We start from the raw sequence: 15,791 nt of genomic DNA, 5'->3' as shown, positions 1-15,791 counted from the left end.
TGGAAGTTTCAATAACTCCCAAGCCTTTTATTTTTGTGCTGCTGCAGAATCTTTCTTCTTTGCAGCAATCGTATCTTTCTGCCTGTTCAACAAGGAATCGCGCAACATCTTGTCTTTCTTATTCTTATATTCCTTATACTCTTTTTCGTAATAATGGGCAAAGTTGGCGAACGGCTCTGTCGTTACCTCGTCGCTCGATGCCGTATAGGTATTTCCGTATGGATCGGATGCCTTGATGATGATTCTGGCATTCGGATTCCTTGGAGTATAATAATATAGGTGGTTCATGATGAGATAACCATTTCCCTTGCTCACGAACCGATAGGATACACTCTCGCTGTACTTATGATGATAGCCGGCAGCAAAGGCATCCTGACCCTTGCTGCTGATGCGGCGCATCAGATATTCCTTGCCATCCTCTATGGCTACCACACGCCAGTGACTGGTGGCATTGAAGACATTGGCTACCAGGATATTTCTATTGTTTGCCAACTGCCAGTCTTTGGCATATTTCTCGCCGTTGAAATCGGTCTGCGCACGGAACAAGGTCATCTGCTTGCTCTTATCCCAGAAAGTTCCCTTGTAATAGCAGTTGCTGATACTGGTACCCACAAAACTATAAACATAATATCCGTTCGGTGTGCCGCAGATGTTGATGTTCGACTGCCAGATGTTGCCACACGCTGCAGCATGACAATGCTCCATCACATCCTCGCCCTCGTAGTTGATTTCGTGGTTGCAGGCAAAATGAGTATGTCCGCAGAAGAGTTCATATCCTCCCTTGAATGGCTTCAAAAGAGATAACAGCAGCGAGAGGCGGGAAGAGGAATAATGCCCCTCCTCATTGGCATTGGTCAGCGGCTTCGCCTTGCTGAACGGCGCATTGCCGAAGGTAAAAGGAATGTGATAGCAGAGTACCACCTTCTTATCCTTAGGCGTAAGGGCCAGATTCTGCTTCAGCCACTTCACCTGGCGCTCGCGCAATTCTCCAGGAGAATAATAAGACATGCCGCGATGGAAGAAGCAGTTGTTGATGCAGACATAATGCACATCGCCACGATCGAAGGAAAAATCGGTAGGACCGAAATTCTCCTCCCACTTCCTGCGGTAGAGTGCCTTTCCATCCTGGTCGTGATTGCCGATTACAGAGAAAAGGCGCATCTCAGAAGAGCCCAATGCCTGGCGTATCTGACGCTCCAGCTTGGCGTTGTAGCCGCCATAATACTGCACGTCATCACCCATGCTCAGTCCATATACGGGAGTTCCGGCAGGAAGACTCTTGATGGTTTGCTTGATGTCTGCCATCGTCTGTGTGGTGAATCTTTCTACATCGCTCTTCTTGATGGGATTATCATCCGGAGAAGTATAGTAGGGGCTGTAGGCATTGGTAACCTGCGGGTCGCCGATGACTATCATCTTATAACTCGTCTCCTTGCCGCCAGGCAATCGCCTCAGGGTAAAGTCATAAATCTTTTTCTTGTTGGAAACAGCCTGGTAAAAACAAGCCGTGCGGTCGGTAGCCGAATGGGTAGGAACCTCGAACTCGGCAGGCACGGAAAAATAGATGAAGCGAGCCAAGCTGTCCCGCTTCATCTTATATCTTCCTCGGGAATCGGTCTTCACACACTTGAAGCCATCGCTCACGATGACGCCAGCCACACCTTTTCCCTCGGTATCTTTTAAAGAACCAGAGATATTGAAATCTCTCTTCACCACAGGCTTTTTCTTCTTCACCGTATCCGCCACCAGCGTGGCAGTCGTGTTATCCACTACCTTGTGGATAATAGGGAGCATATCATGCTTCCGGAGATGCAGGGTAACTCCTACAGCCACAAGAACGCAGCAGATGAAGACGACCAAGCCTGTATTCATCTGTTTTTTATTCATTTTTCCTCCTACACTATCACTTTTTCTGTCGTACTTCTACTTCACGATAGAAGTTATCGGGTTACGGGTACCCTTGGCATTCACGAGAAAAGCCTTGGCACTGCCGAATTTCAGGAACATATCCAGGCGAACAGGGATGTGGTTCTCATCGTCCGTGATATAGAAATCCACTATCTTCTTCCACTTCTCATCCTCATACTCCTGATATTCCAGACGCAGACAGCGGTATTTGATGCCGTTATCTGCCTTCACGGTCACCTTGCCGCCATACTTGAGCTGGGCAGGAGTGCGACCGCCACCATCACAGATAGGAAACTTCACGCTATGACCTTTCTTCCAGTTGGCAGGGTCGAAACTGCGGGCACGCAGGAAGATGTTCATCATATCAAAGACACAGTCATCATAAGAATGCTTCTTCCATCTGTGCTCACCGTGCTTGTTTTGATAATGCAGGTTTACATTGCAATTGCCGCCGGCATAGTTGTAGAAAACCTCATCCACGGTATATCGCTTACCTTCGCGGGCTCCCTTGCGGAAATACATCGGAGCCATATCGGTGCCTGTATAGCAGAGCAGGGTATCGCGGAGAACGAAGAAATCGTCCACTCTCTTGTTACCGCGGGTTACCAGCGAACCACGATAGGCTGGCTTGCCCTTGTGGGTGGTCTGCACCACCGACATGCTGGCAGTGCCAGCCTTTACCCATACAAACTTCCAGTTGTAATAGAGATTGTAAGTCAGGAATTCACCCGACTTGAATGCAGTATTACGGAAAGTACACTGGGCCGATACAGAAGTATTGACCAAAAGCAGCAACATGGCTACTATAAATGACTTGAGTAACTTCATATCCTTTACATTTTAGGAACATACTGAATGCCGAGCTTAGCGGCACGCTGTACATTCTGATTCTTAACTTTCTTCTCCTTATCAGGCTTCTGCTTGGTGATGGCTCCCGGTTTCTGCAGCGAGAGTTCACGAGCCAGCGGATCCCAGCTTTCTGTGAGATCCCATTTTGCCTTACATTCTATCGCCTCCGGATAGTAATATACTTCCTCAGCCTGCTGGTCGCTATCATAATTACCCGTATCCCACTTGCCGTTATTGTTGCGATCTACGATCAGACGCATATAATACTTCTGTGGTTTGAGATAATAGAATTCTGCCACACCATTCACAGTCTTGGTCTCCTTTACCATTTTATCCTGTGCATCAAGCAGTTGCACGATGAGCGGCAGGTCGTGGAGCGAGGTGATGTTCACAAGCAGCGTACCATAGGTATCCAGCGAGTTGACCTTGAAGCCCTGCTTGATCGGTTTGGAAGCCAATCCGTAGATATCCTCAAAGGCAGCAGAATCTACCTCCAGACTGTATTCTATATCCGGTCGCCATTCTCCCCGGAGTTCATATTTCCGGTTCTCCAGCGGCAGGAATTCCATCGGAGCCCGATACCAGAGCGTATCATGCTTGGCATAGAGATGGATGGCGGCAGTATCTACCTTAGCCAACGGAGTAGGGAAGGAGAAGATGACATTCTGGTCGGGATCAAACTGCGATGATACACTCAGCTGTACATCGAGCGGTTTCACCTCCATCACCGAATCGTAGGGTTCGCCTTTCTTCTTCTTTTTCTCCTGCTTCTTGGTCCAGGCAGCCAGTTCCTTTTCCTGTTCCTTCATTCGCTTGGCGTATGGTTCCTTTGACAGGATTTCCTGGGCAGAATCGGTCTTGTTGACCAGTACTCCGGTACTATCCGTCATGCGGTAAGTGATATCCATCAGCAGCGTATCCTGATTCACCAGTGCCGTATCCTTCAGCCAGTAGGTAATGGTATCCTTCTTCTCAGAAGCCTCTACCAGGAAAGCATTCTCGGCATCAAAGTTGAGCCCCTTGATCTGTGGAAGAATGGAATCGCCATAACTGAAGAAAAGGGTAAAGCTATTAGCCTTCTGGCGCTCTGCCTTCAGGAAGAATCTGTCGGTCAGAGGCTCCGTAAAGGCTCTGAGCACGATATTATCAGGAAGGAAATGGATGTAATCCACCTGGTCTATCGACTTGATGTGCAGGGAATCCACCCAGGTGGTATCCTGTCTAACGTCCGGTTTGCAGGAAGGCACGATGATGTCGTGGGAGAAAGCAATCTTTTCGCTCTTCTGACTGAACTTATAGTCGCCATCCTGATCCTGCAGGGCATAGATGCGGTAAGAACCCGGTGCCACACCCTTGATGACAAAGCGGCCGCGACTGTCGGTACGGCTCACTCGCAACATCGGCTTGGTGCGGAAGGCAGAATCGGCATGGTCGGCATACAATCCCACCAGGATGCCCTTGACAGGTTCCAGATTCTCCGATTCCAGCACATGCCCCGATACCTCCATGGTATCAATGGCAGCTCCCGTAGAGAAACTGTAGGTATAGTTTCCCATCGGATTGCCCTCGTTGTTATCGCTGATGGCATCCGAGAAGTCGATGGTGTAGGTGGTATTCGCCTTGAGTGAATCCACAAGCGATATCTGTATTCGCCTGCCGGCACCCTTGATTTCAGGCTGTTCCAGCTGTGGTGGCGAAACCACCACCTTCTCCGAAGGGTTATCGAGCTTGATAAACTCATCGAAGTAGATATTGATTTTCTTCTGGTTTACATTCACGGCGCCATCGGCTGGCGAAGCTCCTATCACCTTGGGAGGAGTCTCGTCAAACCATCCGCCATCCGGCTGTCCCATCTTGGCACAGGAAACCAGCAATAGGAAGACAAGCAGATAGAAAGGCAAAAACAGGGTATTTGCCTTTATCCGATTCTTCAACAATTGTATGATGTCGTTCTTCTTTGTCATTCTTTTCTATCTTACATGTCCACTATTCCTGCAGATTATGCAGTAAAAGCCTTATTCATAAAGGCTTACTATATAAAAAGCCTTATTTGTTCATCATGAGCATCTCATCGATGTTCTTGCGGCTGTTGCTCAGACGAGGAATCTTATGCTGTCCGCCCAACTTGCCCTTGCTCTTCAGCCATTCATTGAAGAGTCCTGGCTTAGCCTTCACTATCTCCAGGTGCTGGAGGGTGACATCGTGGAAGCGCTTCGCCTCGTAATCGCTGTTGATCTCCTGCAACTTGGTATCGAGCAGGCTGGCAAACTCATTCAGGTCCTTTGGTTCCTCAGAGAACTCGATGAGCCACTGGTGGCGGCACTTGGCATTGCTGTCCATATAGACAGGAGCAGCGGTATATTCCGCAATCTGCGCACCCGTCTTCTCGCAGGCATAAGCCAATCCCTTCTCGGCATTATCCATAATCAGCTCCTCACCAAAGGCATTGATAAAGTACTTGGTACGGCCGGTGATGACAAACTTGTATGGATTGGTGCTGGTAAACTGTATGGTATCGCCAATCATATAGCGCCACAAACCGCAGGAGGTGGTAATCACCATCGCATAGTTCTTGCCTACTTCCACGCCCCAGAGAGGCACCACGGTAGGATGATCGCTTCCAAACTCATCCATCGGGATGAATTCGTAGAACACATCGTAATCTACCATCAGCGACATGGCTGGATCTGAAGGATCATCCTGCAGACCGAAGAATCCCTCGCTGGCATTATAGGTCTCCATATAATGCATGTTAGGAGATGTGATGAGCTGCTCATACTGCTTGCGGTAAGGCGTGAAGGCGATGCCGCCATGGAAGAACACTTCCAGGTTAGGCCATACCTCCTCCAGATGCTGCTTGCCGGAGAGTTCCATCACGCGTACCAGTACGCTGAGCATCCAGCTAGGCACACCCGAGATATTGGTTACGTTCTTGTTCAGCGTTTCATGGGCGATGCGGTCGCGCTTCACCTCAAAGTCGCTCAGCAGTGCGGTTTCCTTCTTAGGTACGCGCACCATGTTGGCAAGCGGATTGATGTTCTCGATGAGGATGGCACTCAGGTCACCCACCAGACTGCCCGAAACATTATAGTTAGGCGAATGGCTTCCACCGAGAATCAGGCTCTTGCCGTCGAATATCTTACTCTTTGGGTTGTTGCGCAGATAGTAAGCCACAGCATCGAATCCACCCTTGTAGTGGATGTTCTGCAAACCATCCTGCGAAACAGGGATGAACTTACTCTTGTCGTTGGTAGTACCCGAAGATTTGGCGTACCACTTCACCTGTCCTGGCCAGAGGATGTCTCTTTCGCCATGACGCATTCTGTCGATGTCGCCCTTCAATTCCTCATAGGTATTGACCGGCACATTCTGCGCAAACTTTTCGTAGCTATTTGTCGTATTGAGTAGATGTTTCACACCATATTCGGTGTTTTTGCCAGATGCCAAAAGGCGCATCAGTACCTCATGCTGCAATTCCTCTGCATCATGTACATACTTTTCCAAGCTCTTCTGGCGAGGCTTGAATACATTACTTACTATCGTTGTTAAACTCATATCTAGATATATATACCTTATAAAGTACTTGCAAAAGTACTTCAATCTTTTGATATAGAGAAAGTTTTTACTGTTTTTTAATACAAAACATAACCTATCGGGCAAGATAGGGGATAAGAATGTAAAATATCAAACAAAAAACTCCCTTGAGACTACCATATCCGTCAGTCTCAAGAGAGTCTTTCCCTTATCTTAATCCAGTTCTATCATCATAGATTATTCCTTATCTTCTGCAAAGGCAGCTGCCTCGGCGGCTGCGATGATGTCCTCGCGGCTCATTTCCTTGGGCTCAGCAGAGATATCACTCAAGTCAAACTCGTCTTCGCTTTCCTGAGTGGCTGTAGTGGTTATTTCTTCAGTAACAGTAGAAGCAACAACATCTTCAGCCTCCTGTTTTTCTGCGTCTTGCGAGATGATGAAATCATTCTTCACCTCGGTGGTAGGCACAGCCAGCACAGGTTCTTCTTCCATCTTCGTACGGTTTGCCTTGGCTGTAAACACAGAATCGATATACTGCGGTTCCTTGCGCAATCGTTCCAGGGTAAGCTTGGAAGCCAGCTGCTGGCTCTCCTTCTTGGAGTAACCCTTGCCTTCTCCGCCTTTTACACCTTCCATCACCACCTGATAGGTGAAAACAGGGCTTCCGTTCTTGTCTTTCTCCTGTCCCAGCATCACGAACTCCAGCTTCACGCGGTTCTTCTGGCTCCATTCGATGAGTTTGCTCTTGAAGTTCACCTCCTTGTAAGCCACCTTATCAATGTTTATCATTTTTGCCAGGATGCGCTTCTGCATGAATTTCATGCAGGCATCATAACCACGGTCCAGATAAATGGCACCAACCAACGCTTCGAAAGCATTTCCTCCCATATAGCTGTTATGAGAAGAACTGTGTCCATTAGATAAAACGAGTTGATTGATTCCCATCTCCTGGGCGAGCTTGTTGAGCGTATCACGCTGCACCAGCTTGCTTCGGGTATTGGTGAGGAATCCCTCTCGCTTGCCAGGAAAGTGCTGATACACAATATCACCCACTACAGCATCCAGTACGGCATCACCCAGAAACTCCAGGCGCTCGTTGTTCACAGGCTTGCCCTTGGAATTGCGGTGCATGATGCTCTTGTGCATCAGTGCCATCTTGTAATAACTGATGTTGTGTGGATAAAAACCTAGGATTTCGTACAAAGAAAAATAAAGCTCTTTATCCTTGCGGAAAGAGAGCTTTATTCTATCTATAAAATTATTCAGCATACTTCTTGAATACTACACAGCAGTTATGACCGCCGAATCCGAATGTATTGCTCAATGCTGCACGAACCTCACGCTTCTCAGCTTTGTTGAATGTGAAGTTCAGGTTGTAATCGAGCTCTGGATCGTTGTCACCCTCTTCGTGGTTGATAGTAGGAGGAACGATATCGTTCTTCACACTAAGAACACAAGCCATAGCCTCTACTGCACCAGCAGCACCGAGGAGGTGACCAGTCATTGACTTAGTAGAACTGATGTTGAGCTTGTAAGCAGCATCACCGAAGACAGCCTTGATAGCCTTAGCCTCAGAGATATCACCTACGTGGGTAGATGTTCCGTGAACATTGATGTAGTCAATGTCCTCTGGCTTGAGGTTAGCATCAGCAAGTGCGCGCTCCATCACGAGCTTAGCACCGAGACCTTCTGGATGAGAAGCTGTGATATGATAAGCGTCAGCGCTCTCGCCCTCACCTACCATCTCAGCATAAATCTTCGCACCACGAGCCTTAGCGTGCTCAAGCTCCTCGAGAATCAAGCAGCCAGCACCCTCACCCATGATAAATCCATCACGGCTTGCGCTGAATGGACGTGAAGCATGCTCAGGGTCATCGTTACGAGTTGACAACGCGTGCATAGCATTGAAACCACCTACGCCGCAAGCGCAGATAGCAGCCTCAGCACCACCACTGACAATGATGTTTGCCTTGCCCAGACGAATCAGGTTGAAGGCATCTGCCAATGCGTTGCTTGAAGAAGCACATGCAGATGTTGTGGTATAGTTTGGTCCGTGGAATCCGAAATGGATTGAAATCTGACCAGATGCGATATCAGCAATCATCTTAGGGATGAAGAATGGGTTGAACTTAGGGCCGTTCTCCTCATGAGTAGCGAAATACGATACTTCATCCTCGAATGTCTTGATACCACCGATACCTACACCGAATACAACACCAACGTTGTTCAAATCTTCTGTTTCAAGATCAATGTTTGCATCCTTTACACCCTGCATAGCGGCAATCATAGCCAACTGGGTATAACGGTCGAGCTTGCGGGCCTCCTTACGGTCAATCCATTCATTGACGTTCAGATCTTTCACCTCGCAAGCGAACTTGGTCTTGAAATTAGTTGTATCGAAATGAGTAATAGGGGCAGCACCGCTCTTTCCAGCGAGGAGGTTCTCCCAAGTTTCCTCAGGAGAATTACCAACTGGAGTCACAGCACCAAGACCTGTTACTACAACTCTCTTTAATTCCATTTATAAAATTTTAGTTGCTAATTTACTTAGCGTTCTCCTCGATGTAAGCGATAGCGTCACCTACAGTAGCAATCTTCTCAGCCTTATCGTCTGGGATAGAGATAGAGAACTCCTTCTCGAACTCCATGATCAACTCTACAGTATCCAAAGAATCTGCACCGAGATCATTTGTGAAGCTTGCCTCTGGCTTAACTTCTGCCTCATCAACACCGAGCTTATCTACGATAATTGCCTTTACTTTGCTTTCAATTTCTGACATAATTGTAACCTTTAAAATGTTTATAATTTAATTTCTAATTAAAAATCTGGGTGCAAAGGAACACTTTTTTTTTGATATAAACAAATATTTTAGCAAAAAAAGTGCTTTTCGGTGCACAAACACCCCCTAATTGTGCATCTTTTTCGCCTTTTTTCGCTTTTTTGTTGGCTCTTTGAGATTATTTTGTTACTTTTGTACGGTATTAAATCAAATAGTTCAAACCGTATGACATTTACAGAAAACGCTAACAAGATTTTTAATCAGGCGATAGCCGATTATCACATCAAAGACAACATTGATACTCCTATCAATAATCCATTCGAGGAAGGTACCATCGAGAACCGTCTCTACCTCAAGTGCTGGATTGATACCGTTCAGTGGCATTTCGAGGATATCATCCGCGACCCTCAGATCGACCCTGCAGAGGCGCTCGTCTTGAAGCGCAGAATCGATAAGAGCAACCAGGACCGTACTGATCTCGTAGAGCAGATTGATTCTTACTTCCGCGAGGTTTACAAGGATGTAAAGGTGCTGGATGATGCACGCATCAATACCGAAAGTCCTGCATGGGCTGTTGACCGTCTCAGCATCCTTGCCCTCAAGATCTATCACATGAAGGAGCAGGTGGAGCGCCCGGAGGCTTCTGAAGAGCACAAGGCTAAGTGCCAGGCTAAGCTCAACGTACTCCTCGAACAGCAGGTGGATCTTTCTACTGCCATCGACCAGCTCCTGGAGGACATCGAAGCTGGAAGAAAGTACATGAAGGTTTATCGACAGATGAAGATGTACAACGATCCTTCTACCAACCCTGTACTCTACAAGAAGTAAACCGCAACAACCAGAATAGAAGCAGAGCAGGCTTTGTTTTTTACCATAAAAAGCGAAGCCCGCTCTGTTTTACACCTTATTATATATATAAAGAGACTAAAAAAGATGAAGACAGAGCATATTCTCGTTATTAGATTTTCGGCCATGGGTGACGTTGCCATGACTGTACCTGTGATTTATTCATTGGCAAAGCAGTATCCTCACGTAAGAATCACCGTGTTAAGCCGTTCCTTTGCTCGCCCGTTCTTCGAGAATCTTGCCCCAAATGTCGGTTTCATGGAGGCTGACCTCAAGGGGGAATATAAGGGTGTAAAAGGTCTCAATGCACTCTATCGCCGGCTCATCGCCAAACAGTTTACTGCGATAGCCGACCTTCACAGCGTTTTGCGCTCCAGTTATCTGCGTATGCGCTTCAACCTCTCCAACTTCAAGGTGGCACATATCGACAAGCATCGCAAGGGAAAGCGCAAGCTGGTGGCTTCCTCCGGCAAGGTGATGGAGAAACAGCCATCTTCCTTCCAGAATTACGCCGATGTCTTTGCCAAGTTGGGTTATCCTGTACAGATGGATTTCACTTCTCTCTTCCCGGAAGAAGGAGGAGACCTGAGCCTGCTCCCTGAACAAGTTTTCCAGGTTACTGTTGATAACAGCAAGGATAAATCCACAGTTATCAACAAGGATGCTCATAACCCTGCGGAACCTTGGATAGGTCTGGCTCCATTCGCTGCCCACGAAGGCAAGATTTATCCGGTACAGCAGATGGAGAAGGTAGTAGAGCGCCTGATTCACAATCATCCTCACTGTCGCATCTTCCTTTTCGGAGGCGGAAAGACCGAAACTCCGGTGATGGATGCCTGGGAAGAGAAATATCCACAGGTAATGAATGCTTCTGGCAAGCTCCACGGCATTTCCGACGAACTCATCCTGATGAGTCATCTCCGCCTGATGATCAGTATGGACAGCGGCAACATGCATCTGGCATCTTTGGTCAATACCCCAGTGGTAAGTGTCTGGGGAGCCACCCATCCTTACGCCGGTTTCATGGGCTGGCATCAGAGTCCCGACAATGCCGTGCAGCTCGATATGCCGTGCCGCCCATGCAGCATCTATGGCAACAAGCCGTGCATGCGTGGCGACTTTGCCTGCATGAAGAACATCTCGCCGGAGTTGATTGTAGAAAAGGTTGAGAACGTATTAAATGAAAACGCAAAGAAGAGCCACCAATGACTCTTCTTTGCGTTTTATTTCTAATCAGCAATCTCCTAATTACCTTTTACAAACTTTTATCACTTCCACCTTGCCAGCCTGCACTTGCAAGTATCCACCTCCTTCAGTGTCTATATCATTCATACTTATATCCACATAATAGTTGCCAGGATTCAACTCTATGTCAGTGGTTTTAGTACTGCGTAATTTCGAACTTTTAATGCATACGTATTTACCAGAGGCGTATTGATCTGCAAGATAGACATAAACATCACCAGTTCCCACAGAACCAGACCAATAAGGAAACTCAACCCTAACAAATCCGGTTGTAGGAATATCGTCATCATCTGATGAACAACCAACAAATGTAAACAAGCTCACAAAAGCAAAAGCTAAACTAATGAGCATACTCATTTTCTTTCCCATAACTTTATTATTTACTATTAATATCAAAATACAAACACTATTGAGCGTCAAGGAATAATCCTCAAACTATTCTTTCTTAACGATGCAAATATACGATAATACTTTCATACATCCAAGTTCTTTTTCACTTTTTAACACGAAATCATTTCCATACACTTATCCTAATAACTCGTGGATAAGTGTATGGAAAACTCTATTAATAACTATTTAATAACTTTGTGGATATCCACCGCTCCCATCCCGAAACCCGAAGAATAGGGATATCCACAGGGTTATTAATAAGTTTTTAGAAACTTTTTCGCAGTTTTTGACGGAAAAAAGATATAAACTTATTAACTTTGCACCGAATTGGGGAAATGTTGATAAAAGAGCTAATCCTTTAAAGACCAAGAAAAAGATTTCCAAGTCGAATACGGATAACTCTGCATAAGATATGGATAATGAAAAAAACAAATTTAGAAGGTGTTTTTTATCCACTTATCCACGACATATCATCATTCTTATAATCTCTTTTTAAAAATAAGAAATAAAAAATATAATATTAATGTTATGGTGAAAAAAGAATGGATTGAGAAAGGTTACGTGGATGAACCGATCGACGAAACCTTAGACTTGAAAGCTGAAATCAGAAAGCTTTGCAAGGAGAAAGATGCGATTATCCTGGCGCACTACTACACGGTAGGCGAGATTCAGGATATTGCCGACTTTGTGGGTGATTCTCTGGCTTTGGCTCGTAAGGCTGCTGAAACAGAAGCTAAGGTAATGGTAATGTGCGGTGTGCATTTCATGGCTGAAACCTGCAAGCTCTTGAGTCCAGACAAGATTGTGCTCTGCCCTGACCTGAATGCCGGCTGCTCGCTTGCTGACAGCTGTAAGGCTGAGGATCTGAAGAAGTATAAGGAAGAGCACCCAGGCTACCAGGTGGTAAGCTATGTGAATACCACCGCTGCCGTGAAGGCTTTGACCGATTGCGTGGTGACCAGTGGCAATGCCAAGAAGGTAATCGACAGTTTCCCACAGGATGCGAAGATTATCTTTGGTCCTGATTACAACCTCGGCAACTATATCAACAGCGTAACAGGCAGAAACATGCTGCTCTGGAACGGTGGCTGCCATGTACACGAGAAATTCTCGGTAGAGGCTATCATCAAGTTGAAGCAGGAGCATCCTGAGGCTGTTGTGATGGCTCACCTGGAGTGCAAGGCACCGGTGCTTGCCGTAGCCGATGTGAAGGGTTCTACCGCCACGATGCTGCATTATGCCCAGGAGCATCCTGAAATCAAGGAGTACATCATCGCCACAGAGGCAGGTATCCTGCATGAATTGGAGCGCAACTGCCCTGACGTCATCTTCTATCCTGTACCACCAGAAGTAAGTGAGGGTGGAGTAGGTTGCAGCTGCAATGAGTGCGAGTATATGAAGATGAACTCATTGAAGAAGATCTACAATAGCCTGAAGTTCGGCTGGCCTACAGTAGAAGTGGCTCCAGAAATAGCCAAGGATGCCGTGAAGCCTATAGAAAAGATGCTTTCGCTCTCATAGGAAAAAGGTTATAGGCTTATGGGAGATATCTTATAGAATTATAGAAAAAAGGTTATAGGCTTATAGAAAAAAAGGATAAGCCCTAACGATTTTTTATATTCAGTGATTTTGAATCTCCGTTCAATAGTTTTGAATGTGCGTTCAATGATTTTGAATGTACGTTCAAAACTATTGAACGGAGATTTTCTTTAATAGTATCAACATTTACCATTAAGGATATTCCTATTTTCCCTTAATGGTATTCTTATTTTCCCTTAAGGATATTTCCATTTTCCCTTAATAGTATTCCTATTTTCCCTTATGGGATTGAGCCGTCATTAAACTAGTCATCCATCCACATCTTGAATCCTTCGCCACGAAGGGTATCCAGGTGAATGGAGGCATCCTTGGCGAAATATTTCCTGAGGTTATAAACCACGTTGTTGAGGTTCTCATTCGAACAGCTAATGCCTCTCCATACAGAATCCTTGAGATCCTGACGGGTAACTACTTCTCCTTTATTGATCCATAGAGCCTTGATGGTAGCATATTCCGTGTTACTCAGCGTTTTCTCGTTGTTACCATAAATGCTGAGAATATGGGTTTCTGTATCAAGGGTATAGGCTCCCATATTGATTTTGTGGGAGTTACTGAAGTCGCTATGTTTGGCGTAACGTTTCACCCACAGCAACAGCTTCTCTTTGCTGAACGGCTTCTCCAGATATACCACTGCGCCATTTGTTATAGCCTGTTCCTCAGTTTCCACTCCGCTATCAGAAGATACGAAGATGATAGGAATGTCTTCGGCGGCGAGTCGGATATCGTTGATTCTCTCAAGACTGTTTTCTTCTCCCACCATCACATCCAGGATAATGATGTTGGGGTTCAGTTTCATGATGAGACTCTCTATGCCAAACAGTGAGTTCTGAAAATAGACCTCATAGTCGGCAGCCTGCAGGATCTTGGTTGCGATGTTGCCAAACAACAGGTCATCATCTACCAGCAATACTTTTATCTTTTCCATTGTCTTGTTGTTTTTTCGGTTCTTGTTTCCTATTTCTTTTTCAGGGGAAGAGTAAAGGTAAAGGTGCTGCCCTTACCCGGTTCACTTTCTACCCTGATGGTTCCTCCATGTGCCCTGACGGCATATTTCACCAGAGCAAGTCCGATGCCATATCCGTTCTTATGCTGGGTTCCCGGTATGCGATAGAATTGCTCGAAAATCTTCTTCTGATATTTTCTGTCGATTCCGATACCGTTGTCTTTTACGCTGACGATGGCGAAATGTTCATCAGAACGGATACTTACTTCTATGTCAGCTTCCGCTTCAGAATACTTCACGGCGTTTTCTATCAGGTTGCCCAGAACATTCTCTATCAGATAGCGGTCTGCAGGAATCTCTTCCTTGCAGGTTCTGCAGTCATGGATATGTATGCTGTGTGGCTTGTCTGCATAGTTGCTATCTACCTGTTCCTGTGCCAGTTTTGCCAATTCCATGAGATTTACTGGATCTTTGTTCAGAGCAAGCTTGTTTTCTCCTGCTTTGGCAGTAATGAGAATCGTCTTGATGGTATTGGCAAGATTCTGAATCTTCTTCTCCGAAGAATGTAGCAACTCCTGGAGCTGCATGTCTTCTATGCTGTCCTTGATGAACCCCAACGTGAGGAGTACGCTTGCCAATGGTGCCTTCAGGTCGTGGATGGTGCCATGAATGCTTACCTCTCGATTTCTCAAAAGGTTTTCCTTATTTCTGATGGCAGTCATCTGGTATCCTACGCAGAAGACGATGATGAGAGCTAACAAAATGGTGGCCACAAGTGTTTCTATAGAATTTCTGATGAAGGAAGATGGAGTTATATCCACCTTTGCTTGAACGAAACGGATCGGTTTGAGCCCGATGCCGATAGGCTTGCTAGCCTGCCAACTCTCAATGTCCTTTGTTTGCCCATAACTCTTAATGACCTTTTTATTTTCGTCTAATATTAATAAGGTATAGGTAAAGTCTTCATTTAGATTTTTCTTGAATATTTGTGAGAGTTTGGCTAAATTAATGGGATTACCCTTGGCTGTAAGTCTATCTTTTGTCAATAATCCCATAGCTTCAGCTTCAGTCTCTGCAATACCTTTGTCTCTTAGATCTTGGATGTTTATTTCGTCAAAATCAATAATATCTTCTTTCTTTGGCTTTGCTTTAAGAAAGTCTTCTTCTGTCATAGACTTATAGTAAACTCGCTGTTTCCCATCATTATGTGAGTGCTTGTTCTTATGTGCTCGTATTGCATATTCTTCATCGATGGCAATTCTTAGTACAGAATTTATCTTGTCTGTTTCATTGAGGATATAGTTTTTGTGCTGCAAATACATGTTATATACTTGTAGCAAAGTAACAACGATAAGTGCTAAAACTGTTATACAATAATATTTTTTCATGCTTAGTTTTTTAACTATTAAACTTTAAAAGTGCAAAAATACAAATAATTTTTCAAAGTAGCGTGCTTTCTAACATCATTTTTATATAATAATTTAGGGGGCAAATATTATGTGAGAAATGATGTAAAAAGTTTGGCGGTTTGAGCAATTTTCTGTAATTTTGCACCGAGATCATTTTAATTTACTGAGCCGACTTTCAACAAGCCTTACTTTTTTAAGTGGGCTCAGTAAATGACAAAGGTGACTCTTTAAACTTAAAGGTTATATTAATATGGTTGTGAAGAGATTTTTTATAAGTATATCCATGTT

General features: G+C 45.3%; 13 protein-coding genes. 3 read left to right on the top strand and 10 right to left on the bottom strand.

What is annotated here, in order from left to right; translation table 11 throughout:
- Positions 1-27: 27 nt before the first annotated feature.
- The 7 genes from DW657_RS11985 to DW657_RS11955 form a co-directional block, all read right to left on the bottom strand.
- Complete coding sequence (locus DW657_RS11985; protein ID WP_118312680.1) at positions 28-1,887, bottom strand: calcineurin-like phosphoesterase family protein; 1,860 nt, start codon at positions 1,885-1,887, stop codon at positions 28-30.
- Positions 1,888-1,923: 36 nt separating this feature from the next.
- On the bottom strand, positions 1,924-2,736 hold the full coding sequence (locus DW657_RS11980) for a DUF3108 domain-containing protein (RefSeq protein ID WP_118312679.1): 813 nt from the start codon (positions 2,734-2,736) through the stop codon (positions 1,924-1,926).
- A gap of 5 nt (positions 2,737-2,741) precedes the next feature.
- A complete protein-coding gene (locus tag DW657_RS11975; RefSeq protein ID WP_118312678.1) occupies positions 2,742-4,721 on the bottom strand; it encodes an Ig-like domain-containing domain in 1,980 nt (659 codons plus the stop codon).
- A gap of 82 nt (positions 4,722-4,803) precedes the next feature.
- Positions 4,804-6,312, bottom strand: a complete 1,509-nt coding sequence (locus DW657_RS11970; protein ID WP_089543030.1) for a GH3 auxin-responsive promoter family protein — start codon at positions 6,310-6,312, stop codon at positions 4,804-4,806.
- Between the two features lie 216 nt (positions 6,313-6,528).
- On the bottom strand, positions 6,529-7,560 hold the full coding sequence (gene rnc, locus DW657_RS11965) for a ribonuclease III (RefSeq protein ID WP_118312677.1): 1,032 nt from the start codon (positions 7,558-7,560) through the stop codon (positions 6,529-6,531).
- Entirely contained in the window at positions 7,550-8,812 is a 1,263-nt protein-coding gene (gene fabF, locus DW657_RS11960; protein WP_118312676.1) for a beta-ketoacyl-ACP synthase II, read from the bottom strand. The genes rnc and fabF overlap by 11 nt, the downstream gene beginning before the upstream one ends.
- Before the next feature lie 22 nt (positions 8,813-8,834).
- A complete protein-coding gene (locus DW657_RS11955) occupies positions 8,835-9,071 on the bottom strand; it encodes an acyl carrier protein (RefSeq protein ID WP_004342032.1) in 237 nt (78 codons plus the stop codon).
- Positions 9,072-9,296: 225 nt separating this feature from the next.
- On the opposite strand from DW657_RS11955, the gene DW657_RS11950 reads away from it, so the two are divergent.
- The gene (locus DW657_RS11950; protein WP_089543027.1) at positions 9,297-9,899 is read left to right on the top strand and encodes a DUF4254 domain-containing protein; all 603 of its coding nucleotides are present in this window, start codon (positions 9,297-9,299) and stop codon (positions 9,897-9,899) included.
- Between the two features lie 105 nt (positions 9,900-10,004).
- Positions 10,005-11,126, top strand: a complete 1,122-nt coding sequence (locus tag DW657_RS11945; protein ID WP_118312675.1) for a glycosyltransferase family 9 protein — start codon at positions 10,005-10,007, stop codon at positions 11,124-11,126.
- A gap of 39 nt (positions 11,127-11,165) precedes the next feature.
- Here DW657_RS11945 and DW657_RS11940 read toward each other — a convergent pair whose 3' ends face one another.
- Positions 11,166-11,531: a hypothetical protein gene (locus tag DW657_RS11940; RefSeq protein ID WP_147381933.1), complete on the bottom strand. Its 366-nt coding sequence runs from the start codon at positions 11,529-11,531 to the stop codon at positions 11,166-11,168.
- Positions 11,532-12,080: 549 nt separating this feature from the next.
- Here DW657_RS11940 and nadA point away from each other — a divergent pair.
- A complete protein-coding gene (nadA, locus tag DW657_RS11935) occupies positions 12,081-13,073 on the top strand; it encodes a quinolinate synthase NadA (protein WP_089543025.1) in 993 nt (330 codons plus the stop codon).
- A 322-nt stretch (positions 13,074-13,395) separates the two neighbouring features.
- Here the strand turns inward: nadA and DW657_RS11930 are convergent, their stop codons facing one another.
- Entirely contained in the window at positions 13,396-14,076 is a 681-nt protein-coding gene (locus DW657_RS11930) for a response regulator transcription factor (protein WP_118312673.1), read from the bottom strand.
- A 29-nt stretch (positions 14,077-14,105) separates the two neighbouring features.
- Positions 14,106-15,266: a sensor histidine kinase KdpD gene (locus DW657_RS11925; protein ID WP_158577365.1), complete on the bottom strand. Its 1,161-nt coding sequence runs from the start codon at positions 15,264-15,266 to the stop codon at positions 14,106-14,108.
- Positions 15,267-15,791 lie beyond the last annotated feature (525 nt).

It is taken from the genome of Prevotella sp. AM23-5, from assembly GCF_003473645.1.
In the GTDB taxonomy this organism is placed as follows: Bacteria; Bacteroidota; Bacteroidia; order Bacteroidales; family Bacteroidaceae; genus Prevotella; species Prevotella copri_A.
This window is presented reverse-complemented; position numbering and strand designations above follow the sequence as displayed.

Excerpts from the sequence above, each read along its gene's own strand:
- DW657_RS11985 (WP_118312680.1), bottom strand. The coding sequence starts at position 1,887 with ATGAATAAAAAACAGATGAATACAGGCTTGGTCGTCTTCATCTGCTGC.
- DW657_RS11980 (WP_118312679.1), bottom strand. The coding sequence starts at position 2,736 with ATGAAGTTACTCAAGTCATTTATAGTAGCCATGTTGCTGCTTTTGGTC.
- DW657_RS11975 (WP_118312678.1), bottom strand. The coding sequence starts at position 4,721 with ATGACAAAGAAGAACGACATCATACAATTGTTGAAGAATCGGATAAAG.
- DW657_RS11970 (WP_089543030.1), bottom strand. The coding sequence starts at position 6,312 with ATGAGTTTAACAACGATAGTAAGTAATGTATTCAAGCCTCGCCAGAAG.
- rnc (WP_118312677.1), bottom strand. The coding sequence starts at position 7,560 with ATGCTGAATAATTTTATAGATAGAATAAAGCTCTCTTTCCGCAAGGAT.
- fabF (WP_118312676.1), bottom strand. The coding sequence starts at position 8,812 with ATGGAATTAAAGAGAGTTGTAGTAACAGGTCTTGGTGCTGTGACTCCA.
- DW657_RS11955 (WP_004342032.1), bottom strand. The coding sequence starts at position 9,071 with ATGTCAGAAATTGAAAGCAAAGTAAAGGCAATTATCGTAGATAAGCTC.
- DW657_RS11950 (WP_089543027.1), top strand. The coding sequence starts at position 9,297 with ATGACATTTACAGAAAACGCTAACAAGATTTTTAATCAGGCGATAGCC.
- DW657_RS11945 (WP_118312675.1), top strand. The coding sequence starts at position 10,005 with ATGAAGACAGAGCATATTCTCGTTATTAGATTTTCGGCCATGGGTGAC.
- DW657_RS11940 (WP_147381933.1), bottom strand. The coding sequence starts at position 11,531 with ATGGGAAAGAAAATGAGTATGCTCATTAGTTTAGCTTTTGCTTTTGTG.
- nadA (WP_089543025.1), top strand. The coding sequence starts at position 12,081 with ATGGTGAAAAAAGAATGGATTGAGAAAGGTTACGTGGATGAACCGATC.
- DW657_RS11930 (WP_118312673.1), bottom strand. The coding sequence starts at position 14,076 with ATGGAAAAGATAAAAGTATTGCTGGTAGATGATGACCTGTTGTTTGGC.
- DW657_RS11925 (WP_158577365.1), bottom strand. The coding sequence starts at position 15,266 with ATGACAGAAGAAGACTTTCTTAAAGCAAAGCCAAAGAAAGAAGATATT.